The organism is Halobacterium sp. KA-4 (genome assembly GCF_021028995.1).
Classification (GTDB): Archaea; Halobacteriota; Halobacteria; order Halobacteriales; family Halobacteriaceae; genus Halobacterium.
Genome location: NZ_JAJJZG010000011.1, coordinates 76,443 through 97,962, shown reverse-complemented (window position 1 = coordinate 97,962; position 21,520 = coordinate 76,443). Strand labels below are relative to the sequence as shown.

General features: G+C 68.2%; 24 protein-coding genes. 13 read left to right on the top strand and 11 right to left on the bottom strand.

Going from position 1 to position 21,520, the window contains the following annotated elements:
- The first annotated feature begins 27 nt into the window (after positions 1–27).
- The 3 genes from LPA44_RS11920 to LPA44_RS11910 all read left to right on the top strand — a co-directional run bounded on the left by LPA44_RS11920 (position 28) and on the right by LPA44_RS11910 (position 4,458).
- Positions 28–1,317 carry an amidohydrolase gene (locus tag LPA44_RS11920; protein WP_230889806.1) on the top strand — a complete coding sequence of 430 codons (1,290 nt, stop codon included), beginning with the start codon at positions 28–30 and terminating at the stop codon, positions 1,315–1,317.
- 98 nt (positions 1,318–1,415) lie between these two features.
- Positions 1,416–2,870 carry a hypothetical protein gene (locus LPA44_RS11915; RefSeq protein ID WP_230889805.1) on the top strand — a complete coding sequence of 485 codons (1,455 nt, stop codon included), beginning with the start codon at positions 1,416–1,418 and terminating at the stop codon, positions 2,868–2,870.
- Positions 2,871–3,174: 304 nt separating this feature from the next.
- Positions 3,175–4,458 (top strand): adenosylhomocysteinase, encoded by a 1,284-nt coding sequence (locus LPA44_RS11910; protein WP_230889804.1) that lies wholly within the window; start codon positions 3,175–3,177, stop codon positions 4,456–4,458.
- Positions 4,459–4,655: 197 nt separating this feature from the next.
- Here LPA44_RS11910 and LPA44_RS11905 read toward each other — a convergent pair whose 3' ends face one another.
- Positions 4,656–5,078, bottom strand: coding sequence for a dCTP deaminase (locus LPA44_RS11905; RefSeq protein WP_230889803.1), 423 nt, complete (start codon positions 5,076–5,078; stop codon positions 4,656–4,658).
- Between the two features lie 111 nt (positions 5,079–5,189).
- Here LPA44_RS11905 and hjc point away from each other — a divergent pair, with 111 nt between their 5' ends.
- Positions 5,190–5,684: a Holliday junction resolvase Hjc gene (hjc, locus tag LPA44_RS11900; protein ID WP_230889802.1), complete on the top strand. Its 495-nt coding sequence runs from the start codon at positions 5,190–5,192 to the stop codon at positions 5,682–5,684.
- Here the strand turns inward: hjc and LPA44_RS11895 are convergent.
- The gene (locus tag LPA44_RS11895; protein ID WP_230889801.1) at positions 5,681–6,283 is read right to left on the bottom strand and encodes an SWIM zinc finger family protein; all 603 of its coding nucleotides are present in this window, start codon (positions 6,281–6,283) and stop codon (positions 5,681–5,683) included. The genes hjc and LPA44_RS11895 overlap by 4 nt on opposite strands.
- A 177-nt stretch (positions 6,284–6,460) precedes the next feature.
- On the opposite strand from LPA44_RS11895, the gene LPA44_RS11890 reads away from it, so the two are divergent.
- The gene (locus LPA44_RS11890) at positions 6,461–6,661 is read left to right on the top strand and encodes a DUF7472 family protein (RefSeq protein WP_230889800.1); all 201 of its coding nucleotides are present in this window, start codon (positions 6,461–6,463) and stop codon (positions 6,659–6,661) included.
- Here the strand turns inward: LPA44_RS11890 and priL are convergent, their stop codons facing one another.
- The gene (priL, locus tag LPA44_RS11885; RefSeq protein WP_230889799.1) at positions 6,662–7,756 is read right to left on the bottom strand and encodes a DNA primase regulatory subunit PriL; all 1,095 of its coding nucleotides are present in this window, start codon (positions 7,754–7,756) and stop codon (positions 6,662–6,664) included.
- Positions 7,757–7,855: 99 nt separating this feature from the next.
- Between priL and LPA44_RS11880 the strand changes: the two genes are divergently transcribed.
- On the top strand, positions 7,856–8,464 hold the full coding sequence (locus LPA44_RS11880) for a protein sorting system archaetidylserine decarboxylase (RefSeq protein WP_230889798.1): 609 nt from the start codon (positions 7,856–7,858) through the stop codon (positions 8,462–8,464).
- A 51-nt stretch (positions 8,465–8,515) separates the two neighbouring features.
- Positions 8,516–8,638: a hypothetical protein gene (locus LPA44_RS18100; protein WP_269070031.1), complete on the top strand. Its 123-nt coding sequence runs from the start codon at positions 8,516–8,518 to the stop codon at positions 8,636–8,638.
- A gap of 214 nt (positions 8,639–8,852) precedes the next feature.
- On the opposite strand, the gene LPA44_RS11875 is transcribed toward LPA44_RS18100, so the two are convergent.
- The 3 genes from LPA44_RS11875 to radA all read right to left on the bottom strand — a co-directional run bounded on the left by LPA44_RS11875 (position 8,853) and on the right by radA (position 13,275).
- A complete protein-coding gene (locus tag LPA44_RS11875) occupies positions 8,853–9,977 on the bottom strand; it encodes an ORC1-type DNA replication protein (protein ID WP_230889797.1) in 1,125 nt (374 codons plus the stop codon).
- 87 nt (positions 9,978–10,064) lie between these two features.
- Entirely contained in the window at positions 10,065–12,065 is a 2,001-nt protein-coding gene (locus LPA44_RS11870; RefSeq protein ID WP_230889796.1) for an endonuclease MutS2, read from the bottom strand.
- Between the two features lie 178 nt (positions 12,066–12,243).
- Positions 12,244–13,275 carry a DNA repair and recombination protein RadA gene (radA, locus tag LPA44_RS11865; protein ID WP_230889795.1) on the bottom strand — a complete coding sequence of 344 codons (1,032 nt, stop codon included), beginning with the start codon at positions 13,273–13,275 and terminating at the stop codon, positions 12,244–12,246.
- Between the two features lie 141 nt (positions 13,276–13,416).
- Between radA and LPA44_RS11860 the strand changes: the two genes are divergently transcribed.
- On the top strand, positions 13,417–14,514 hold the full coding sequence (locus LPA44_RS11860; RefSeq protein WP_230889794.1) for a 60S ribosomal export protein NMD3: 1,098 nt from the start codon (positions 13,417–13,419) through the stop codon (positions 14,512–14,514).
- Complete coding sequence (locus LPA44_RS11855; protein WP_230889793.1) at positions 14,514–15,554, top strand: class I SAM-dependent methyltransferase; 1,041 nt, start codon at positions 14,514–14,516, stop codon at positions 15,552–15,554. Before LPA44_RS11860 ends, LPA44_RS11855 begins: the two co-directional genes overlap by 1 nt.
- 122 nt (positions 15,555–15,676) lie before the next feature.
- On the opposite strand, the gene LPA44_RS11850 is transcribed toward LPA44_RS11855, so the two are convergent.
- Positions 15,677–17,485, bottom strand: a complete 1,809-nt coding sequence (locus LPA44_RS11850; RefSeq protein WP_230889792.1) for a helicase C-terminal domain-containing protein — start codon at positions 17,483–17,485, stop codon at positions 15,677–15,679.
- A gap of 31 nt (positions 17,486–17,516) precedes the next feature.
- Positions 17,517–17,720, bottom strand: coding sequence for a DUF7561 family protein (locus LPA44_RS11845; RefSeq protein WP_230889791.1), 204 nt, complete (start codon positions 17,718–17,720; stop codon positions 17,517–17,519).
- Between the two features lie 82 nt (positions 17,721–17,802).
- Between LPA44_RS11845 and LPA44_RS11840 the strand changes: the two genes are divergently transcribed.
- Positions 17,803–18,705 (top strand): NAD(P)H-binding protein, encoded by a 903-nt coding sequence (locus tag LPA44_RS11840; protein WP_230889790.1) that lies wholly within the window; start codon positions 17,803–17,805, stop codon positions 18,703–18,705.
- The gene (locus LPA44_RS11835) at positions 18,698–19,414 is read left to right on the top strand and encodes a DUF7530 family protein (protein ID WP_230889789.1); all 717 of its coding nucleotides are present in this window, start codon (positions 18,698–18,700) and stop codon (positions 19,412–19,414) included. The genes LPA44_RS11840 and LPA44_RS11835 overlap by 8 nt, the downstream gene beginning before the upstream one ends.
- On the opposite strand, the gene LPA44_RS11830 is transcribed toward LPA44_RS11835, so the two are convergent.
- Both LPA44_RS11830 and LPA44_RS11825 read right to left on the bottom strand, forming a co-directional pair.
- Positions 19,411–19,584 (bottom strand): DUF5786 family protein, encoded by a 174-nt coding sequence (locus tag LPA44_RS11830; protein ID WP_169793419.1) that lies wholly within the window; start codon positions 19,582–19,584, stop codon positions 19,411–19,413. The two genes, LPA44_RS11835 and LPA44_RS11830, sit on opposite strands and share 4 nt — an antisense overlap.
- A gap of 64 nt (positions 19,585–19,648) precedes the next feature.
- Positions 19,649–19,933, bottom strand: coding sequence for a DUF5789 family protein (locus tag LPA44_RS11825; RefSeq protein ID WP_230889788.1), 285 nt, complete (start codon positions 19,931–19,933; stop codon positions 19,649–19,651).
- 136 nt (positions 19,934–20,069) lie between these two features.
- Here LPA44_RS11825 and LPA44_RS11820 point away from each other — a divergent pair, with 136 nt between their 5' ends.
- Both LPA44_RS11820 and LPA44_RS11815 read left to right on the top strand, forming a co-directional pair.
- Positions 20,070–20,870 (top strand): PHP domain-containing protein, encoded by an 801-nt coding sequence (locus LPA44_RS11820; RefSeq protein WP_230889787.1) that lies wholly within the window; start codon positions 20,070–20,072, stop codon positions 20,868–20,870.
- A 61-nt stretch (positions 20,871–20,931) separates the two neighbouring features.
- Entirely contained in the window at positions 20,932–21,093 is a 162-nt protein-coding gene (locus LPA44_RS11815; RefSeq protein WP_230889786.1) for a DUF6757 family protein, read from the top strand.
- A 40-nt stretch (positions 21,094–21,133) separates the two neighbouring features.
- Here the strand turns inward: LPA44_RS11815 and LPA44_RS11810 are convergent, their stop codons facing one another.
- Positions 21,134–21,451 (bottom strand): 4Fe-4S dicluster domain-containing protein, encoded by a 318-nt coding sequence (locus tag LPA44_RS11810; RefSeq protein WP_230889785.1) that lies wholly within the window; start codon positions 21,449–21,451, stop codon positions 21,134–21,136.
- Positions 21,452–21,520 lie beyond the last annotated feature (69 nt).

Sequence of the window (21,520 nt, the reverse complement as noted above, 5' to 3'; positions counted from 1 at the left end):
ACAAGCCAGTCGGGCGAACCCCAGCGCATGACCACACTGCGAATCGCGGGCGGGCGGGTGCTCCACCCGGACCTGTCCGTGTCGGAGGCGGACGTGCTCGTGGACCAGCACAGCGGCGAGGTTCTGGACGTCGGGGAGACGGAGCCGGGCGACGAGCGGTTGGACGCCGAGGAGAGCCTCGTGATGCCGGGGTTGGTCAACGCGCACTGCCACGCGGCGATGACGCTACTGCGGGGGTACGCCGACGACAAGCCGCTGGACGCGTGGCTACAGGAGGACATCTGGCCGGCCGAGGGCGAACTCACCGAGGGCGACGTGCGTGCAGGCGCGGAGTTGGCGCTCGTGGAGATGATTCGGACGGGGACGACGGCGTTCGCGGACATGTACTTCCACGTCCCCGAAATCGCCGAGGCCGTCGAGGAGGCTGGCGTGCGGGCCCGACTCGGACACGGCGTCGTCACTGTCGGGAAGGACGACGGCGACGCGTACCGGGACAACGACGAGAGCATCGAGGTCGCGCGCGAGTACGACGGCGTCGCCGGCGGGCGCGTGAAGACGGCGTACATGCCCCACAGCCTGACGACCGTCGGCGAGGAGTACCTCCGGGAGTTCGTCGGGAAGGCGCGCGAGTACGACGTGCCCGTGCACTTCCACGCGAACGAGACGCGCGACGAGGTCGACCCAATCGTCGACGAGCGCGGCGAGCGCCCCATCGAGTACGCCGACGACCTCGGGATGGTCACCGACGAGGATTTCCTCGCGCACGGCGTGCACACCGACGAAACCGAGCACGAGCTGCTCGCGGCGCGCGGCGCGAGCGTCGTCCACTGTCCGGCGTCGAACATGAAGCTCGCGTCCGGGATGGCGCCCGTCCAAGCCATGCGCGACGCGGGCGTGAACGTCGCGCTCGGGACGGACGGCGCGGCGTCGAACAACGACCTCGACCTCTTCGACGAGCTCCGGGACGCGGCGATGCTCGGGAAACTCGCGGCCGACGACGCCGCCGCAGTCCCCGCCGAGGCCGCCGTCGAGATGGCGACCGCGGGCGGCGCAGAAGCCCTCGGGTTCGACAGCGGGCGCATCGAGGAAGGCGTGAACGCCGACCTCGCGGTCGTGGACTTCTCCGCGCCCCACCTGACGCCCGTCCACGACTACGTCTCCCACCTCGCGTACGCCGCGACCGGCGGCGACGTGCGGCACACGGTCTGCGACGGCGAGGTGCTGATGCGGGACCGCGAAGTCCAGACGCTCGACGAAGCCGCGATTCGGGAGCACGCCGAGTCGCGGGCGGCCGCCGTCGCCGAACGCGCCGAGTAGCGAACCCGTCGAATCGGGTAGTTGCGGCCCACGAATGTCGTTTCTCGTTGACGTGTGCCACTACGCTTATTCGGCTCGTGGCCGAACGCGGGGAGTGCATGCGGCACCAGAGGCACACACTACTGGTCGCCGCGCTCGTCGTTGCGGTCATCGCTGCGGTTCCGGGTGGAGCGGTGGCTGCCGACGGCTTGAGCGTGAGCGGCGACCAAGCGGAGGATGGCACCGTCACGGTGACGGTCGCCGAGAACAACACCACGGTGGCGAACGCGTCCGTCACCGTCGAAGCACTGAACAACTCCTCGTACGTCGGCGAGGGCAACTACACGACCGACGAGAACGGCACGATAACACTGTCGGCGCCCGACCAGAACGTCTCCGTCTCGGTGACGGCGACAGCCGACAACACCACCGCAGAGACGACGCTGGACCTCGTCGCACCGACCGACGACACCAGCGACATCTCCGTGAACGTCACGCAGGCCGACGACGGTAACGCGACGGTCAGCGTGACGAACGCTAGTGGCGCCGGCGTCGCCAACGCGTCCGTGTCCGTGAGCGAAGCGGGCAACGTGACGTACGCCGGCGCGGACAACTACACGACTGGCGAGAACGGCACCGTCAGTCTGCCCGCGCCCGAACAGAACGTCACCGTCGACGTCGTCGCGGAAGCCGACAACGCCACGGCAGCGACGACGGTCGACCTCGTCGCACCGACTGACGACGCGGCCGAGCTGTCCGTCGGCGTCTCGCAGAGCGAGGACGCCTCAGCGACCGTCTCCGTGACGAACGCCAGCGGCGACGGCGTCGCCAACGCGTCGGTCTCCGTCGACGCGCTGGACAACGTTTCGTACGCTGGCGAAGGCGACTACACGACCGACGAGAGCGGCACCGTCGGCCTGCCGGCGCCCGAGCAGAACGTCACCGTCAGCGTGGTCGCGGAAGCAAACAACGTGACCGCCGAGACGACGGCGACCCTCACCGTGAGCGAGGACGGCAACGCCACGGAGTCGTTCGGCGAGCGCGTCTCCGCGTTCGTCGCAGCCCTCCAGGCCGAGGGCAACATGAGCGGGCAGGCGGTCGCAGCGTTCGTGGTCGACAACAATCCGGGCGCGGACAACCGCCCGGACCACGTCGACCCCGGACCGAAGGAAGACGAGGGCGATGAGTCCGAGGCAGACGAGAGTGATGATTCCGAGGCAGACGAGAGTGATGATTCCGAGGCAGACGAGAGTGATGATTCCGAGGCAGACGAGAGTGATGATTCCGAGGCAGACGAGAGCGATGATTCCGAGGCAGACGAGAGCGATGATTCCGAGGCAGACGAGAGCGACGAGGCCAACGGTAACGGCCACGGCGCCGACGGCAACAACGGCAACGGGAACGGCGCCGGCGCCGCGAACGACGGTAACGGCAACAACGGGAACGGAAATGAAAACGGCCACGGGAACGGCCCGGGGCCGGACGACGATAGCGGCGGTCCCGGGAACGGCAACGCTGGCGGTAACGGGCCGGGCAACGGGAACGGCAACGGCAATCCCGGAAACGGTAACTGAGCGCCGGAACGGCTTCGAATCCGAACAAGTCAATTCCCGGCCAACGAACTTTTTCAGTACCCGTCCGAGGCATCCAACGCAGGCCAGACGGCCTGCGGCACCCACTGTCGACGGCGTCAGCACCCCCTCGCTGGGCGGCCACGGAATGTGAGTCGAGCACGTGGCGTCCCGGCCGCCCACGAGGATTTCCGTTCGGGCGACGGACGGCGGCAACCACCGCCACCATCGGACACGCGCCCGCCGTCCCGCCCGCTTTCTCCGCGGCTTCGGTAGGGTTTTGAATCCACTCTTCGTCCACACCCGTATGACAACTGCGTCGCCGATTAGCGAGCAACTCGACGAGGTCGGGTCCGCTCGCGACGCCGGCCGGAAGAAGATCGACTGGGCGTTCGAACACATGCCGATTCTCTCCTCGCTGCGCGCGGACTTTCAGGAGAACGAGCCGCTCGCGGGCGAGACCGTTGGGATGGCGCTACACGTCGAAGCGAAGACCGCCGCGCTCGTCGAGACGATGGCCGACGCCGGCGCGGAAGTCGAAATCACGGGCTGCAACCCGCTGTCGACCCACGACGACGTCTCCGCGGCGCTCGACGCCCACCCCTCGATTACGAGCTACGCCAAGCACGGCGTCGGCGACACCGAGTACTACGAGGCCATCGACGCCGTCCTCAACCACGAGCCAACCGTCACGGTCGACGACGGCGGCGACCTCGTCTTCCGCGTACACGAGCACCACCCCGAGCTCATCGACACCATCGTCGGCGGCACCGAGGAGACCACGACCGGCGTCCACCGTCTCCGCGCGATGGACGACGACGACGCGCTCGAGTACCCCGTCATCGCCGTCAACGACACACCGATGAAGCGCCTCTTCGACAACGTCCACGGCACCGGCGAGTCCTCGCTGGCCTCGATTGCGATGACCACGAACCTCTCATGGGCGGGCAAGGACGTCGTCGTCGCGGGCTACGGCCAGTGCGGCCGCGGCGTCGCCAAGAAGGCCAGCGGCCAGAACGCGAACGTCATCGTCACCGAAATCGACCCGCGGCGCGCGCTCGAAGCCCACATGGAGGGCTACGACGTCATGTCGATGAGCGAGGCCGCCGAAGTCGGCGACGTCTTCATCACGACCACGGGCAACCGCGACGTCATCGTCGAGGACCACTTCGAGCAGATGCAGGACGGCGTCGTCCTCGCCAACGCCGGCCACTTCGACATCGAAATCGACCTCGAAGCGCTCCGCGAGATGGCCGAGAGCGAACAGGAAGTCCGGGACGGCGTCCGCGAGTACGAACTCCCCTCCGGCAAGCGCATCAACGTGCTCGCCGAAGGCCGCCTCGTCAACCTCGCGACCCCCGTCAGCCTCGGCCACCCGGTCGAAGTCATGGACCAGTCCTTCGGCGTGCAGGCCGTCTCCATCCGCGAACTCGTCGAAAACGCCGACGACTACGACGCCGGCGTCCACGAAGTCCCCGACCACCTCGACCGCAAACTCGCGGAAATCAAACTCAACGCCGAAGGCGTCGAACTCGACACCCTCAGCGAAGAACAGGAGGAGTACATGACCTCCTGGCAGCACGGGACGTAACGCACGCACTTTTTTGCGCTGCGGGGGTGCGCCTCCGGCGTCCTCCCTGGCAAAAATTGCGGAAAAAGCACTCCTCGCTCCAGCGCGCCTTCGGCGCTTAGTCGCTCGTCGGCCTCGCGGCTTCGCCGCGAGTGAACCGCTCGCCTCGGGTCTTTCAGACCACTCGGCTCGCGGATGCTGTCCCGTCGGCTGGTCGGTTATCGATCCATCAGTGTCGAGACGCGCGCGTTCTCCTTGAGTTCGACGCCGCCCTCCGGGACGGTCAGCGGCATCGGACCGAGTTCTGTGGTGACGATAGAGGGGTGGTAGGCACCGTTCTCGCGGAGTTCGCGGCGGGTCTGGACGCGCAGCGGCGCGCCCTCGCGCAGCGACTCGTTGAACTCGACGAGGTACGTGCCAGCTTTCAGCGTCCACCACTCGTACTCGTCGTCAGGGTCACGGAGCGCGGACGCCAGCGGGCGGAAGTCCGCGTCGGCGAACTCGTCGCCGCCGAAGTCGAGGTGGCCGCGCTCGGCGACCTCGTAGACGGCCGCGACGGTCAAGTCGACGCCGTACTCGTGGACCTGGGTCTCCTCGTGGACGATGCCGTCGACGCGGTCGACGATGTATTCACCGGGCATACGAGGGGTGTGAAGCGCAGTCGTGAAACGATTGATGGCAGGCGCGTGGCGCAAGCCTCCTATCCCCCGACTGCGTAGCGGCGGGTATGACAGCGGGCACGGGGTCGGAGTATGTCTAACTCGAACGCGAAGGGGAACAGGCGGGAGCGCGAGCTCGTGAACGCGTTCGACGAGCGCGGGTTCGCCGTGATGCGGGCACCCGCCAGCGGCGCGGCGACGGAGCGCGAACTCCCGGACGTGCTCGCGGGCGACGGCAGCGTCTTCTACGCCGTCGAAGCCAAGTCCAGCGCAGGCGACCCCATCTACCTCACGGGCGAGGAGGTCGAAGCGCTCGTCTACTTCAGTCAGAACTTCGGGGCGAAGCCCAAGATCGGCGTGCGCTTCGACCGCGAGGATTGGTACTTCTTCCACCCCGCGGACGTCTACCAGACCGACGGCGGGAACTACCGCGTGAAGAAGGAGACCGCCATCGAGGACGGCGAGACGTTCGACGACCTCCAGGGGAGCGACGAGGACGACGCCGAGGGCAACGACATCAAGGACGTGCTGCACGCCGTCGAGCAGGGCGTGCTCACGCCCGAGGAAGCGGCGTCGATGCTCGACTAGTCGCGGCGTTCGAGGCGGCCGCGTGGGAACGAGTACCGGCGGAGGTCCTGCGGCGAGATGTCCTCCGGGGAGACGCTGCGTTCCAGCGGGTAGAGCACGTCGACGACGCGGTCGTCGGCGTCGTAGTCGCGGTTCGAGTGGTGGTCGGCGACCGACCAGCCGCACTCCGGGATGCGGACGTCGCTCGCGCGGTCGTCCGTGGATTCGACGACGACTACGAGCTTGTCGGTCTCGCGGTCGACAACGGTCTCACCGGGTTCGAGCGTGCAGTCCTCGCAGTAGACCGGGTCGGCGGCCTCGCGGTCGACGAATAGGTCGTCGCCGCAGGCTGCACACGTCGCGTCGCGCTCGCCGGGCGCGGGAACTTCGCCGAGCGTAATGTCGATGGCGACGCGGCGCAGGTGCTTGCAGCGGACGCCCCGGAACTGGTGATCGGGACACGTGCACTCGCCGGCGTCGAGGTCGGCGTCGTAGACGTTGCCGGACGGAGATTCGACTGCATAGGTACCGTCGCCGAGCGCGGTCACGCGCAGTTCCTCGCGGCGGGCGCGGCGGCTCCGGTCGTTGGGCGGCTGTCGGGACTTCGTGGCGGGAGCCATACCACAGTGTAGGCGCTGGAGACGCCTAAACCCCGCAAAATCGGGGTTGGTATACGACTCCGAGCCCTATTAGTTCGGACGACGAATCACCGGCCGTCGACAGGGCTGTCCGCCACGAGTCGCGGCCGGCGTGACGGCTTCGAAGCGCTTTTGCCCGGGCCGACGAAATCTCGCAGTATGTCTGAAGGGCCCGACGCCCGCCTCGAAGCGGGTATCGCCATCCTGTCTACTCTCGTCTTCATCGCCATCCTCGTGGCCGCCGGCACGATGAGCGAGGGGTTCGGGGAGACGGGCGCCTACGGCGTCGTCACTGCCGTGGTCGTCTTCATTCTCGTGATGGCCGGCGTCGGCTACTGGCTCTCCGGCAAGCAGGAGTAGTCAGGCTTCGGCGTCCGCATCCGCTTCCGCGTCCTCGTTCTCGCGCTCGCGCCAGTCCTCTAGGTCGTCGTCGTCCTCGTCGTCGAGTTTCGCCTCGTAGTACGACAGTGGGTGATTGATGGCGTCACAGAGGTCGTCTGGGTTCGTGCAGTCTCCGTACGCCTTCATCGTCGCGCACGACGGCGCCGTGTACTCGGTGGGGCTGGACTCCCCGCGGATGTGATCGGTCTGATAGCGGGTCATCTCCTCGCCGAACCCCGGGTTCACTTTGTAGATGTCGACGATTTCGTCGGTCGTTAGTCCGATGTTGGCGAGGAACGTGGTGATGGCGAAGCGGCTGTGGTGCGGGAGGTGTTCGCCGCGCTGCACCTGGTCGAGGAGGTGCTGCATGCACGGCGGGAACAGTTCCGGGACGACGGTGTCGATTTCGCGCGTGAGGTCCATCTCCGAGAGCACGTCCCGGACGGCGGCCTCCGGGCCTTCGAGTGCGTCGGCGACCTCGTCAGGGACGTTCAGCGGCAGGCCCTCGGCGACCCGGTCCCGGACGGCTTCGCGGAGGAGTGTGTCCAATTCGGGCTCGCTGACGGGGACGCGGCCGTCGTCGAGCGCGCGGTTGACGAGCCGCCACTTGTCCGGGCGCAGCGACGACGACAGCAGGAGGTACGTCGGCACGTCCACATCGTAGCCGTCCTGCGTGGCGTGGACATGGTTCGTCAGGTCGAACTCCCGGAGGAGGTCCTTCCGGGAGAGACTGGCGTCGTCGCCGACGCTCTTGAATTCGGAGTCGTCGGTCTCGTCAGCGGTAAAGCGCTCGTAGGCGGCGTTGGCTTCGGCGTCAGCGTACTTCCGCACGAGCACGTGTTCGTCCACGACGGAGACGAGCACGCGCGCCACGGGGTAGGAGAGCAGCTCCACGCGGTCCGAGCGCGCGCGCTCGCCGACCTCGCCGTTCGTGAGCGAGCCGACGACGCGTTCGCGGGCGCGCTCGACGACCGCATCGTCCTCGGCGACGACCGCCGCGAGGTCCACCCCGGCCTCCTGGACCGCCTGCCGGGATTCGCCGAGGAACGGGTAGCGAGCGTGGCGCGCGTTCATCGAGTCCTTTCTTGCGAGCGGACGCCGATAAACACCCCGGCTCGGACCTGCCCCAGCAGCGACCGAAGGGCTATCGGTGGCGGACGGCCAAGGACGGGTATGTTCGCGCGTGGCCCGTGGAAGTGGACGTACGCCCTGCCGGCGGCGGCCGTCGGCGCGGCGCTGTTGTTCGTGTCGTCGCTGTGGGGCGTCGCAGCGCTCGCGCTCTCGGGGTTCGTCGCGTGGTTCCACCGCGACCCCGAACGCACGCCCGACGGCCAGGGCGCTGTCACGCCGGCGGACGGTAAGGTGTCGGTGATTCGCGAGACCGAGGACGGCCGCCTCCGCGTGGGCGTGTTCATGAACGTCCACGACGTGCACGTGAACCGCGCGCCGCTTTCCGGCACGGTCGACGCCGTCGACCACCGCGCGGGCGGCCACCGCCCCGCCTTCGACAAGGAATCGGAACACAACGAGCGCGTCCGCGTCACGTGCGACGACTACGAAGTAATCCTCATCGCGGGCGCGTTCGCCCGCCGCATCCACACCTACGTCGAAGTCGGCGACGAACTCACGCGCGGCGACCGCATCAGCCACATCTCCTTCGGCAGCCGCGCGGACGTGATTCTCCCGCAGGAGTACGACCGCGACGACCTCCTCGTCGAGAAGGGCGAGAAGGTCAGCGCAGGCGAAACGGTGGTGGCGCGCCGGTCGCCGGACCGCGAGTAGGGCAGAGCGGACGCCACCACTATTTTGACGGCTACGCGACAACTCTGCGGTATGTCCATGAGCAAGTCGTCCATGGGCGGCGGAACGGGGCTAACGACACTCATCGGCTACCTGCTGTTCCTCGCGGCGCTCGGCGTCGCACTCGTCGCGACCTACCTGACGCTGACGCCGTGACCCGCTGCTGAGCGTGCCGCCGAGTGGGAGAATCGAGCTAGCATCCGCGAGCCGAGTGGTCTGAAAGACCCGAGGCGAGCGGTTCACCGCGCGAACGAAGTGAGCGCGGGCCGACGACTGAGGGACGGAACGGACCGAAGGAGGAGTGCTTTTTCCGCAAGTTTTGCCAGGGAGGACGCCGGAGGCGCACCCCCGCAGCGCAAAAAAGTGCCTGCTAGAGCTGCTCTTTCACGGCTTCGGGGTCGTGCGTGAGCCGGAGCGTCCGCGAGCGGCCGCGGCCGTCGAGTTGCTCGTACTCCGCGTCGATGAGTCCGAGCTTGTCGAGCTTGTTCACGATTTCCGTGTACCGCGTGTAGCCGAGGTCGGTGCGGTCGTTGAAGGCGTCGTAGACGTCGCCGGCTTGTTCGCCGTCGCAGTCCGCGACCGTCTCCACGAGCGCGCGCTCGGTGTCGGAGAGCGCGCGCAGGCTCCGCGAGAGGTGGATGTTCTTCGCTTCCTCGGAGACCGCGTCCACGTCCTCCGGCTCGACGGTGGTGCTCGCACGGGACTCGGCGTGGAGGCCCGCGCGCCGCAGCAAGTCGATGCCGACGCGGAGGTCGCCGGCCTCGTCCGTGAGTTCGGCGACGCGGTCCAGAACCGTCGTCGGCACCGCGTCGTCGCGGAAGCCGACGTCGACGCGGTCGCGGAGGATGTCCGTGATTTCGTTGCGGTCGTACGACGGGAAGTACGCCTCCTCCGGCCGGAACACCGACTGTACGCGGCCGTCGAGGTTCTCGATGACGTCCAGGTCGAGGTCTGAGGACACCAAGATGACGCCGACTTTCGCGCCGGAGTGCGTCTCGTGGGCGCGCAGCAGCGAGTACAGCGTGTCGGAGGCCTCGTCCTCGTAGAAGAGGTAATTCACGTCGTCGAGCGCCGCCACCAGCACCTCCTCGTCGTCGGCGATACGCTCGGCGACCTGGCCGAACAGTTTCTTGAACGAAATCCCGGAGGAGGGCGGCTCGTAGTCGAAAATCTCCTCGAAAATACGGGAGAACACCGCGTACCGCGTGGAGTCGACCTGGCAATTCACGCGCACCGTGCGGACGCCGTGCTGACCGCCGAGTTCGCCGAACAACTTCTGGACCGCCGTCGTCTTCCCCGTGCCGGGCGGTCCTCGAACCATCACGTTCAGCGGGCGGTTACCCCGGACGGCGGGGCGGAGCGCGTACTGCAGCGTCTGGAGTTGGGACTCGCGGTGCTGGAAGACCTCCGGGACGTAGTCGATTTCGAAGACGTGCTCGTCCCGGAACACGGACTCGTCCCAGCCCAGCATCCCCTCTTCGGGGTCGTCGCTCATCACTTTCACCACGCTCGCGAACCCACTTAACCCTTCGCCACAGAATCGGCATTCGGCGCCGAGAGCCGGCGACTCAGTGGATTCGGGTCAGAACTTCCCGAGCAGCCGGTCGTAGAACGACCCCGCGGACGCGCCGTCGCCGCCTGCTGTTCCGTCGCCCTGCGTGGCCAACTTCTCCACGATGAGTTCGGGCGTCGAGCGCGCGAGGTGGTCCTTGACCGGAGAGCGCTCGACGACCAGTTCGCCGTCCTCCAGTCCCCGGGCGCGGATGCCGTCGACGGTCACGTCGAATCCACACTGGTCGCGAATCTCGCCTGCGAGGTGGGAGACGAACACGCCCGAGGCACCCGCCTCGTGGAGTTCTTCGAGGATGCCCGCCACGATTTTTGCGGAGGCGCCCGGCTCGGTGATGGACTCGAGTTCGTCCACGAGCACGAGTTTCCGCGCCGCGCCCTCGGTGAGTCTCGCGAAGTCCCGGAGCGTCGCCTCGAACGCGCCCGCGTCCAGCGTCCCCTGGGACTTCGCGTAGTAGTGCAGTTCCTCGACTTCGGGCACTCTGGCGGACTCCGCGGGCACCGGGAGCCCCATGTGCGCGAGCACGACCACGACAGCCACCAGGTCGAGTGTGCTCGTCTTCCCGCCGGAGTTCACGCCGGAGAGCAGCGCCACGCCGTCGACGCCGTAGTCCACGGGCTCGACGGCATCGAAGACGACGTCCAGAATCGGCGAGCGCCCGCCCTCGATGTCGAACCCGCGGCCGCCGCGCTCGGCGAGCACGCAGTCGAAGTCGTCGGCGAATCGCGCGACCGCCAACTCCACGTCCAATTCCAGTGCGCGTTCCACGAGTCCACGCGTCGGCTCCCGGAGGTCCGCCAGCGTCGCCGCGAGTTCGCGCTTGCGCTCCGCGCTCCGGCGGTCCCGGGCCGCGGTCAGTTCCTCGCGCAATCGGGAGACTGCTTCCGGGTCGTGGTCGACGGGGAACGTCGGCGAGTCTCCGAACGCCTGCCGGGCGACGCTGGCCTCCCCGTCGCGCAACGCCAGCGCGTCCACGAGGTGGGCGCGCGCGGCGTCGACGGCGTCGGCGTACTCGTCGGCGAGTTCCCGCGAGAGCAGGCTGTCCACGCCCGCGCCGCGCTCCACGAGGCTCAGGAGGTCCGAGCCCTCGATGGTGACGTCCTGCTCCTGGATGACTTCCCGGAGTTGGTCGTTCGCCACGGACTCTGCGGTCGACACCGCCGCGTCGAGGTCGTCAACCGCCGTCGAGAGCCGGTCGAGTTCGTCGTCGCCCGCGACCGCCCCCTCCGAGTCGAGTTGGGCGAGCGCCGCGTCCAGTTCGTCGAGGTCGACGTCGGTCTCCAGCCCTGCGGCTTCGTGGACGGCGACCGCGGCGCGGATGCGGTCGCGGTTCGTTGCGAAGAAGGAGAGCACGCGCTCGGGGACGACTTCCTCCGGGCGCTCCAGCGCGTCGGGTTCGACGCGCACGTCGCCGTCGACCTCCACGCCCGCGAACGCCTCGTCGAGCGCCACGACCGTCGAGTAGCCGCGCGCGAGGTCCGCGAGCCCACGCGCGTCCTCGACGACTTCCACCGACAGCTCGGGGAACGCGTCCCGCGCTTCGCTGTACGTCTCCGCGTCCGTCGTCGCGAGACATCGGTCCCGAACTGCGAGCCCGTCAGCCCGCGACAACGGTTCGACGCCTTCCAGCGCGTCCAGCACCTCTGGGTCGGGGTCGCGCGCCATCGCGTCCGCCGCGAAGTCGTTGACCTCCGCGATGCGGGACTCGGTGGCGCTCGGGTAGAACGTGCGCAGCCGCTGGCTCGCGTAGTCGGTGACCGCGCGCTCCTGCAGCAGCGCGAGCACGCGCTCGTACACCTCGCTGGCGCGGTCCGTCGCCAGGAACCCGCCGGGGTCGTCGTGGCGCGTGCGAATCGCGCCGCGGACGATGCGCGCGGCCCGCCCGTCGGTGACGCCGGGCGCGCGAGCGACCGCCGCTACGTCCCCACGCTGTAGTGCGTCTTCAGGGTCGTCGAGGGACCGCAGCGACTCCGCGGTCTTCGCCCCCACGCCGGGAATCGCCTCTAACTCCATCGCCGTGGGGTACGTGATTCACACGTAATAAGGTCTTACGCGGAGCGGCGGTCGCTGTCTGAACAGTCACTATAGACTAGCATCCGCGAGGTCGACGAGCGACCAACGGGAGCGAGGAGTGCTTTTAGCGTAGCTTTTGCCAGCGAGCGGCCGAAGGCCGCGAGCGTAGCAAAAGGTACTATTCCGGCTTGATGCCGCCGTCCTGGACGCGCATGACGGCTTCGCCGTCGGCGAGGTTGGGCGCGTCGACGAGCTTGACGATGCGCTTGTCGTTCTTGGACTTGCGGAGGTACATCCGGAACGTGGACTTGTGGCCGAGGATGTTTCCACCGATGGGCTTCGTGGGGTCACCGAAGAAGGAGTCCGGGTTGGACTGCACTTGGTTGGTGACGACGACGGCGGCGTTGTAGAGGTTGCCGACCTTGTCGAGGTCGTGGAGGTGTTTGTTGAGTTTCTGCTGGCGGTCCGCGAGTTCGCCACGGCCGACGTACTCCGCGCGGAAGTGCGCGGTCAGGGAGTCCACGCAGAGCAGGCGGACGGGGTACTCGTCGTCCTCGTACTCGGAGGCGATCTCCTGAGCCTTCTCCGCGAGCAGCATCTGGTGGTTGGAGTTGAACCCTTTCGCGACGTGGATTTTGTCGAGGATTTCCTCGACGAGCGCCTCCATCGCTTCCTCGTCATCGGGGGTGCCGTCGATGTCACGGTCGTCCATCGCGGCCTGAATCTTCTCGTCGCTGAGCCCGCGCACCATGTCGTCGATGCGTTCGGGGCGGAACGTGTCCTCGGAGTCGATGAAGATGGCACGGCCGCGCAGCCCGCCCTGCTCCTGGGGGAGTTGGACGTTCACCGAGAGCTGGTGGGTGACCTGGGACTTGCCGGCACCGAACTCGCCGTACACTTCCGAGATGGACTGCGTCTCGATGCCGCCGCCGAGCATCTCGTCGATTTCGGGGACGTTCCAGGTGAGCTTGCCAATCTGTTCGCGGCGTTCGAGCACGGTCGCACCGGTCTCGAACCCGCCGACGTCGGCGGCCTCGCGGGCGCCCTGAATGACGTCTGCGGCGGTGCTGTCGCCGATGTCTGCGGTGTTGGAGAGCTCGCCGGCGGACGCGACGGCGATGCTCTGGAACGACTCGAATCCGTTCTCTCGGAGTTTCTCCGCGGTCGCGGGGCCGACACCGGGGAGTTCCTCGAGGTCTGCTTCGGGCATGTACACAGTCGTTGCCCCCACCGCATCATAAAGCCTCGTATACACCGGATTGAAAGTGAAACTGGCGCGTGCGAGTGCCCGCCCGCTGTCCGGTGAGCCTGCGACGGGCAACTTAACAGGCAGCGCGGCCTACCTCGGTGTATGACTGACGCAGGCACGTTCTGCCCCCGCTGCGGCGACGCCATCGACGCCGACGGCGACGGCGTCACCCGCCGCGAGCGCTCGCTGTGTGACGCCTGCTACTTTGAGGACTTCGAATTCGTGGACGCGCCCGAGCGCATCGAAGTGATGGTGTGCGCGCGCTGCGGCGCGGTCCACCGCGGGAACCGCTGGGTCGACGTCGACGCCGACGACTACACCGACGTCGCCATCGAGGAGACCAGCGAGGCGCTGGCGGTCCACGTCGAGGCCGAGGACGTCGACTGGGAGGTCCGCCCCGAGCAGGTCGACCAGAACACGATTCGGATGCACTGCCTGTTCACGGGCGTCGTCCGGGACGAGGTCCAGACCGAGGAGGTCGTCGTCCCGGTGAAGGTCAGCCGCCAGACGTGCAAGCGGTGTGGCCGCATCGCGGGCGACTCGTTCGCGTCCATCGTGCAGGTGCGGGCCGTCGGCCGCGACCCGACCACCGAGGAGACCGACCGCGCGACCGAACTCGCCAACCAAATCGTCGCCGACATGGAGGCCACCGGCGACCGGAACGCCTTCGTCACGGAGGTCTCGGAGGCCGAATCCGGCATCGACCTCAAACTCTCGACGAACAAAATCGGGCTGAAACTCGCGCGTAAGGTCATCGAGGAGTTCGGCGGGAGCTTCGAGGACCACGAGAAACTCGTCACGGAGGACGAGGACGGCAACGAGGTCTACCGCGTGACCTACGCCATCCGGCTCCCCGAATTCACGCCCGGCGACGTCATCAGCCTCGCGGACGACGACGGCGGCCCAGTGCTCGTGCGCTCGGTCCACGGAAACCTCAAGGGCGTCCGCGTCACCACGGGCGAGCCCTACGAGGCGAGTTACGAGGACGGTGACGCGCCCGACGCTCGGAAACTCGGCTCGATAGACGACGCCACGGACGCCACCGTCGTCACCGTCGAGGACGACAACGCCGTCCAGATTCTCGACCCCGAGACCTACGAGTCCAAGACCGTCCCGCGCCCGGACTACGTGGACGACGACGCCAGCACCGTCCCGGCGTTCAAGTCCCGCGCTGGCCTCCACGTCCTCCCCGAGGCCTGATGGACCTCGCCGTCGTCGTCCCGAAACCTGATTCTGAAGCCCGAATCGCCGACCTCGAAGCCGAGGGGGTCTACGACGACGCGCGGAAAGTCCGCGAGCACGACGCCGAGCACGTCGAACTCCCGGTCACCGAACGCCCCATCGAGACCGGTTTCGAGCGCGTCGTCGAACAGGAGAACCCCGAGTTACGCGCACCAGGCCTCGACGACTTGCTCCGCGAGCGCGGCTGGCGCGAGGCCGAGCGCGACCGCGCGCCGTCGTCGTGGGCGGTCGTCGGCACCGTGATTCTCGCCGACTTCACCGACTGCCCGCGCCCCGGGAAGGTCGGCGACGCGCTGCTGGACCTCCACAGCGAGGCCGACACCGTGCTCGCGCGCGGCGGCATCGACGGCGAACACCGCGAACCCGACGTCTCCGTCGTCGCGGGCGAAGGGGACACCGAGACCGTCCACACCGAGCACGGCACGAAGTACGCCCTCGACCTCTCGCGCGTGATGTTCGCGCCGGGGAACAAGGCCGAGCGCGCTCACATGGGCCAAATCACGAGCGAGGGCGAGCGTGTCCTCGACATGTTCGCTGGCATCGGCTACTTCGCACTCCCGATGGCGCGCACCGGCGCCAGCGTCACCGCCGTCGAGAAGAACCCCGAGTCGTTCCGCTACCTCGCCGAGAACGCCCAACTCAACGGCGTCAGCGAGAACCTGGACTGCGTGCTCGGGGACTGCCGCGACGTCGACAGCGAAGCCGACCGCGTCGTCATGGGCTACTACGACGCGCTCGGCGGCGGCCCCGTCGACGAGGTCGAGACGAGCGAGGGTGGCCCGGGCTACCTCGACGCCGCGCTCGACAACCTCGTCTCCGGGGGCGTCCTCCACGTCCACAGCGCCGTCCCCGAGGCCGAACTGTGGGAACGGCCCGAGTCACGGCTCCGTGCAGGCTGCGAGCGCGCCGGCCGCTCGGTCGAAATCGAAGCGCGGCGGCGCGTGAAGTCCCACAGCGCGGGCGTCGAACACGTCGTGCTGGACGCCCGAATCGCGTAACCAGTACGGCTTTGGCAGGCGGCCTCCACGAGTCGGGTATGACGCGGGACCAGATACTCGCAATCTTCCTCGTGGCCCTGATGCTCGGCTCCTCGCTCGTCTACGGCCTCTCGTTCTTCTAGCTACTCGGCGTCCCAGACGTCCGCGAGTGGACTCCCGGAGCGCGAAGTCCGGTCGCCGCTGCTATCGCGGTCGTCGCTCGCGCTGCTCTGTGTGCTTGTAGTCGTGCTCGACGACGTGCTCGACCCGCTGCTGGACGTGTAGGTCGGCTCCACCTGGTCGACGTCGCCCGAAATATCGCCGAGCGCGGCGGCCGCGTCCGGCTCGGGGAGGTCGGGCGTCGTCATCGCGTCCACCTGGTCGCGGAACCACGGCGGCATGTCGGTGCGCGCGCGGTCGAAGAGGTCGAGGATGCTCGAGTCCACGACGTAGGTCGCGCCGTGGTCGTCGGGCGCGCGGACGACCCGCCCGCAGCCCTGAATCACGGTCTGGAGCGCCGTCCGGTAGTACCACGCCCACTGGCCGTCCGCGAGCCGTGCAGCCACCCGGGAGTCGTTCGTGTTCAGGAACGGGGCCTTGCAGAGCACCTGCCAGCGCCCGAGGTCGTACTTCAGGTCGAGGGCTTCCTCCATCTTCACCGCGACGAACACCTCAGGGTCGTCGCTGGCCTTCCAGCGCTCCAATTCGGCGTCCCGGGTGTCCGAGTCGTGCGTTCGCACGCGGTCACCGACCCCGAACTCCTCGAGGTGGCCCGCGAGTTTCTCCGCGATGTCGTAGGAGTGAGCGTGCACGATGCCCTTCTCGTCGGGGTGGTGGGCCATCACGCGAACGATTGTCTCGGCGACCTTCGGGAGCGTCTGCTCGCGGTCCTCGTAGGTCATCTTCCCCTGCGTGACGTCGTACAGCGGGCGATTCTCCAAGGGGAACGTGTGTTCGACGTCGACGAGCGCGACGTTCGACGGGTCGAGGCCGACGCTCCGGCAGAACGCCTCCTTGTTCAGAATCGTCGCCGACAGCAGCGCGAATTTGTTCGCGCGGTCCCAGACAGTGTGCTTGAGGTAGCGCTCTGGGTCCATCGGCTTCACCGTCACCGCACTCTCGTCCGCATCGACGACCCACGTCGTGGCGGATTCGGGGTCCTTGTAGTCCTCCACGAACCAGTTCAACTCCGAGATGAGTTCCTGAAGGCGGTCGCGTTTCCCTGCCTCCTCGGGCGTGAGTTCGTCCTGCCCGAGCAGTTCGTCTTTCGCGCTCTCGCAGGTCCGCACGAGGTGTTCGGCGAAATTCACCGCGGCGTCCGGGTCGCCGTCCACGTCCGGCATGCGCACGTCCGCCCAGACGGGGACCGTGTGCTCGTTCAGGTCGATGGTCGCGTACATCTCCGCCCACTCCGCGAGCCCGTGCGCCTCGTCGATGACGCAGACGTCGCGCTTGCGGAACACCTCGCTGCCGGCGGTGCGCATGAAGTACGCCAGCGTCATCGCGGCGTACTCCCGGGAGGAGGCGATGGCGCGGTCCGAGAAGTACGGGCAACGGTGTTTGACCGCGCAGTCGTAGCCGCGCTCGCGGGCACAGGGCGCGCGGTCGACCGGCGTGTCCTCCTCGCCCGGCAGAATACAGGTGTAGTTGGACTTCCCGCGGATGAGTTTGAGGTCGTCGAGCAGGTCGTCCTCGGCGACGTCGTCCAGTTGAGAGACCTGCGGCGTCGTGTAGTACGCGCCCGTCGGGTCGACGGGGTCGGCGTCCTCGACGCGGCGCGCGCAGCCCATGATGGCGCGCGCGATGAGGCTCTTCCCGCTGCCGGTGGGCGCGCGCACCAGCACCACGTCGTTGCCCGCGTCGAACGCGTCGCGGACGTCCCGCAGCGCCTGCTGCTGGGCGCCGCGGAACTCAGGGGCGGGGAACTCCCCCACGATGCGCTCGGGATTCACTGTCGGAAGCAGGCGGGCCGCTCGGATAACCTCACTGCTCGCCGAGCGCGGCCACGTCGCCCGCACCCGGTTCGTCGGGGAGCGCGTCGATGCAGTCGAAACAGAGGAAGAATTCCGAATCGTCGGTAAATTCGAGGGTCATCCCACCAGTTCCAGTGGGGTCCATCGTCCAGATGTCGCCGATGCCGCCGGCGACCCGGACGCTGTCGCCACAGCCCGCGCAGCGCTCGCTCATACCCACCGTTCGGGCTCGGCGGGCAAACCCTTTCGGCTGGACCGTCCTCGACAGTTAAGCGGCCGCGGGCCCACGTGCCGGTATGCGCGTGCTCGTCACGGGTGCCACCGGCTTCGTCGGCGGGCACCTCGTCCCCGAACTCGTCGCCGCCGGTCACGACGTCCGGGCGCTCGTCCGCGACCCCGAGCGCTACGACGCCCCGGAGGGCGTCGACATCGTCGCCGGCGACCTGCTCGACGCCGACTCACTCGCGGGCGTCTTCGGCGGCGTCGACGCCGCCTACTACCTCGTGCACTCGATGGGGTCGGGCGGCGACTTCGCCGAGCGCGACCGTCGCGCCGCCCGGAACTTTGCGGCGGCCGCCGACGCCGCCGGCGTCTCACGGGTGGTCTATCTCGGCGGCCTCGGGGAGACCGGCGACGACCTCTCCCCGCACCTCGCCTCGCGGCGCGAAGTCGAGGCCGTGCTCGCGGCCGCCGCCTTCGACCTCACGACGCTGCGCGCCGCGGTCATCGTCGGCGCGGGGAGCGCGGGCTTCGACGTCGTCTACCAGCTCGTCGACAAACTCCCCGTGATGGTGACGCCGAAGTGGGTGCGCACGCCCTGCCAGCCCATCGCCGTCCGCGACGTCGTCGCCTACCTCGTGGGCGTCCTCGACCACCCCGAGACCGCGGGCGAGACGTACGAAGTTGGCGGGCCGCAGGTGTTGTCCTACGAGACGATGCTCGAACGCACCGCCGAACTCGCGGGCAAACGCCTCCTCGTCCTCCCGGTTCCCGTGCTCTCGCCGCGGCTCTCGACGTACTGGGTGGACCTCGTGACCGACGTCCCGAAGTCCGTCGCCCACCCGCTGATTCACGGCCTCAAGAACCCCGTAATCGTCACCGACCACGGCATCAGGGACGTGATTCCCGTCGAACTGACGCCGTTCGAGGACGCCGCCAAGCGCGCGCTCCGCGAGTACGGGGAGGCCGTCGATGAGTGACGCCGACCCCGAGCGAACGCAGGCGGTCTACGGCGAGGCGTGGGTGTACGAGAGCATCGTCGGCGCGATCCCCGGCGTCGACGTCTCGGACCGCACCGCCGTCCTCGTCCAGTTCGCGGGCTTCGAGGCGGTGTTGCTCACGCTCGCGTTCGCCTACGACCTCCCCGGCACCGTCGTCCCCGGGACCGCCGCCGTCGTCGTCGCCGCGGCGGGGAGCGCGTTCATGCTCGACATCGGCCGACGCGCTCGGAACCCCGGCGTGCCGGTCCGCTACCGGCGACTCCTGTTCGCGTCCAGCATCGAAGTCGTGCTCGGGGTCGTCGCGTACGTCGCCCTCCTCACCTACCTGTTCGTCTACGACCCACGGGACGGTGCGACGCTGTTCGCCGCGCTACTCGGCGAGCAGCCGCCCGTACTCCCCGCGGCGTTCGCGCTGCTCGTGCTCTGGGACGTCTGCTACCGCATCGGTACGGGCTGGTGGGCGGCGGTCGTCGCGCTCTGGCGGTCGCTCGCCTACGACTTCGACGCCGACACCGCCGCCGTGGTGCGCGCGGTCGACCGGCGGACGCTAGCGTTCGGCGCGCTCCAGACCGTGATGCTGCCGTTCGTCTGGACGCACCCACCGCTGGTGGTCGCCGTCGCCGGCCACGTCGCTGCGGTCGTACTCGTCGCTACCGGGTCGCTGCTCGCGATAAAACAGGGCGGCTAGTTCGACTGCAGCTGCTGGAACTGGTCGATGAGGTCCTCGGCGGAGTCGCCGTCCTCGAACTCCACGGAGCCTTCGTAGGTCGTCCGGGTATCGTCGTCGGCGACCTCGACGTTGTTGGTCTTCGCTTCGCGGCGCTCGTGTTCGGCTTCGTCATAGGCACCCATAGACATGGTAACCACTACCACCGTTGGAAGTTTGTTATTATGAATGTAACGGACGTTCAGGTCCGTCCGCCTAGAACGAAACCTGGCCGTGGCCGTCGGTCCCCATCGGCGTCGGGTCGCGGTCGCTGTACCCGATGCGGCCGACCGCGTCGGCGTCGAGCGCGCTGTACACCGCGAACGTCGCGTCCTGGGCGTCTTCGAAGCGCGTCTCGCCGGTGCGCTCGATGACGGATTCGAGGCTCTCGCTGCCGTCGGGGTGGGAGAGCTCGTGGTCCCCGATGGCGTCGGCCAGCTCGTCGGCGGTCAGCGGGTAGCTCTGCGACGCGAGGACGTCGGCGGTCTCTCGGAGTGTCATCAACATCACGAACTTTCACGATACACAAGTACGTTGCGCATGAACGATAATGAAGAATTTAATTTGTCTAAGGGCGATTGTATGTCAGAGCGAGTCACACCAGTCCGTTTAGGTGTCGGCGTCCCACCGTCCTAGTATGGTCTACGCGGACCTCCACGTCCACACGCAGCACTCCGACGGCACGCTCACGCTCGACGAGGTACCCGCGGCCGCCAGCGAGGCCGGCGTCAGCGCCGTCGCGGTCACCGACCACGACCGCATCCACCCCGGCTTCGACGCGCCCGTCGACAAGCGCGCCGGCGTCGAAGTCGTCGCCGGCATCGAACTCCGCGTCGCGGCCGGCGACCAGCGCCTCGACCTGCTCGGCTACGGCGTCACTCCCACGGACGCGCTCGTCGCCGAGACCGACCGCATCCAGCGCGACCGCGTCGCACGCGGCCGCGCCATCATCGAGAACGTCGAAGCCGAACTCGGCGTCTCCCTCGACGTCGAACCGCGCGAGGGACTGGGCCGCCCGCACATCGCCCGCAGCGTCGTCGCCCACCCCGACACCGCCTACGACACGCCCGACGCGGTCTTCGCGGACCTCATCGGCAACGACGGCCCGTGTTTCGTCGCCCGCGACGTCCCGGACTTCGAGACGGGCGTCGACCTCCTCACCGAAGCCTGTGGCGTCGTCGGCCTCGCCCACCCGCTCCGGTATCCCGACCCCGAGGCCGCGCTCGCGCGCTGCGACGCGCTCGACGCCGTCGAACTCCACTACCCCTACGACCGACCCGTCGGCGAGGCTCCCGAGGACGACGGCCGCGCGCTCGTGGAGGCCGCCATCGACGAGTACGACCTCCTCCCCGCGGGCGGCAGCGACGCCCACGGCCGCGAAGTCGGGAAGACGGGCCTCGACGAGGCCGCCTACGCCGACTTCCGCGCGCGACTCTGAGGACTGACAGAAGCGTGCCGGTGCCGTGAGGTTCAGGTAGTTGTGGGCCGAACGGAGACGTATGCAGTGTCACTACTGCGACCGGGACGCGGACCTCACCGTCGAGAAGGGCGGCCTGAAGGTCGGCGTCTGCGAGGAGCACTTTCAGGAGCGGCTCGACGAGCTGTCGGACAGCGAAGCCCTCCAGCAGCTCCGAGAGCAGCTCGAAATCGAACGGTCGTAGCGACCCCCGCACCGGTTCCGCCCGCTAACTGACGCCCTCCTTATCGGCTCGGGTCGACGTCGATTGCGTCGACCGGACAGACGTCCACGCAGAGCATGCAGTCGATGCACTGGGACTCGTTGGCGGGGTCGGCTTTCCGCTCGGACTCGGGATGGCCGGGCGTGTCCACCCACTCGAAGACGTCCACCGGGCAGTCCTCCAGACAGGCGCCGTCCGCCAGACAGATGTCGAAGTCGACGGCGACGTGCGTGCCGTGAATCCCGAGTTTCTCCGGTTCGTCGACCGGCCCCCAGACGTCGTGGCCCTTGTGCGTGTCCACCTGTTCGCGGTTCTCGTGGAACTGCGGGTCGATTGCCATACCCACGAGTCGGACGCCCGGCAGTATCAACCCCGCGGGTATCACGTTCGCGCGCGACGAGTCAGGCTT

Excerpts from the sequence above, each read along its gene's own strand:
- LPA44_RS11920 (WP_230889806.1), top strand. The coding sequence starts at position 28 with ATGACCACACTGCGAATCGCGGGCGGGCGGGTGCTCCACCCGGACCTG.
- LPA44_RS11915 (WP_230889805.1), top strand. The coding sequence starts at position 1,416 with ATGCGGCACCAGAGGCACACACTACTGGTCGCCGCGCTCGTCGTTGCG.
- LPA44_RS11910 (WP_230889804.1), top strand. The coding sequence starts at position 3,175 with ATGACAACTGCGTCGCCGATTAGCGAGCAACTCGACGAGGTCGGGTCC.
- LPA44_RS11905 (WP_230889803.1), bottom strand. The coding sequence starts at position 5,078 with ATGCCCGGTGAATACATCGTCGACCGCGTCGACGGCATCGTCCACGAG.
- hjc (WP_230889802.1), top strand. The coding sequence starts at position 5,190 with ATGTCTAACTCGAACGCGAAGGGGAACAGGCGGGAGCGCGAGCTCGTG.
- LPA44_RS11895 (WP_230889801.1), bottom strand. The coding sequence starts at position 6,283 with ATGGCTCCCGCCACGAAGTCCCGACAGCCGCCCAACGACCGGAGCCGC.
- LPA44_RS11890 (WP_230889800.1), top strand. The coding sequence starts at position 6,461 with ATGTCTGAAGGGCCCGACGCCCGCCTCGAAGCGGGTATCGCCATCCTG.
- priL (WP_230889799.1), bottom strand. The coding sequence starts at position 7,756 with ATGAACGCGCGCCACGCTCGCTACCCGTTCCTCGGCGAATCCCGGCAG.
- LPA44_RS11880 (WP_230889798.1), top strand. The coding sequence starts at position 7,856 with ATGTTCGCGCGTGGCCCGTGGAAGTGGACGTACGCCCTGCCGGCGGCG.
- LPA44_RS18100 (WP_269070031.1), top strand. The coding sequence starts at position 8,516 with ATGTCCATGAGCAAGTCGTCCATGGGCGGCGGAACGGGGCTAACGACA.
- LPA44_RS11875 (WP_230889797.1), bottom strand. The coding sequence starts at position 9,977 with ATGAGCGACGACCCCGAAGAGGGGATGCTGGGCTGGGACGAGTCCGTG.
- LPA44_RS11870 (WP_230889796.1), bottom strand. The coding sequence starts at position 12,065 with ATGGAGTTAGAGGCGATTCCCGGCGTGGGGGCGAAGACCGCGGAGTCG.
- radA (WP_230889795.1), bottom strand. The coding sequence starts at position 13,275 with ATGCCCGAAGCAGACCTCGAGGAACTCCCCGGTGTCGGCCCCGCGACC.
- LPA44_RS11860 (WP_230889794.1), top strand. The coding sequence starts at position 13,417 with ATGACTGACGCAGGCACGTTCTGCCCCCGCTGCGGCGACGCCATCGAC.
- LPA44_RS11855 (WP_230889793.1), top strand. The coding sequence starts at position 14,514 with ATGGACCTCGCCGTCGTCGTCCCGAAACCTGATTCTGAAGCCCGAATC.
- LPA44_RS11845 (WP_230889791.1), bottom strand. The coding sequence starts at position 17,720 with ATGAGCGAGCGCTGCGCGGGCTGTGGCGACAGCGTCCGGGTCGCCGGC.
- LPA44_RS11840 (WP_230889790.1), top strand. The coding sequence starts at position 17,803 with ATGCGCGTGCTCGTCACGGGTGCCACCGGCTTCGTCGGCGGGCACCTC.
- LPA44_RS11835 (WP_230889789.1), top strand. The coding sequence starts at position 18,698 with ATGAGTGACGCCGACCCCGAGCGAACGCAGGCGGTCTACGGCGAGGCG.
- LPA44_RS11830 (WP_169793419.1), bottom strand. The coding sequence starts at position 19,584 with ATGTCTATGGGTGCCTATGACGAAGCCGAACACGAGCGCCGCGAAGCG.
- LPA44_RS11825 (WP_230889788.1), bottom strand. The coding sequence starts at position 19,933 with ATGACACTCCGAGAGACCGCCGACGTCCTCGCGTCGCAGAGCTACCCG.
- LPA44_RS11820 (WP_230889787.1), top strand. The coding sequence starts at position 20,070 with ATGGTCTACGCGGACCTCCACGTCCACACGCAGCACTCCGACGGCACG.
- LPA44_RS11815 (WP_230889786.1), top strand. The coding sequence starts at position 20,932 with ATGCAGTGTCACTACTGCGACCGGGACGCGGACCTCACCGTCGAGAAG.
- LPA44_RS11810 (WP_230889785.1), bottom strand. The coding sequence starts at position 21,451 with ATGGCAATCGACCCGCAGTTCCACGAGAACCGCGAACAGGTGGACACG.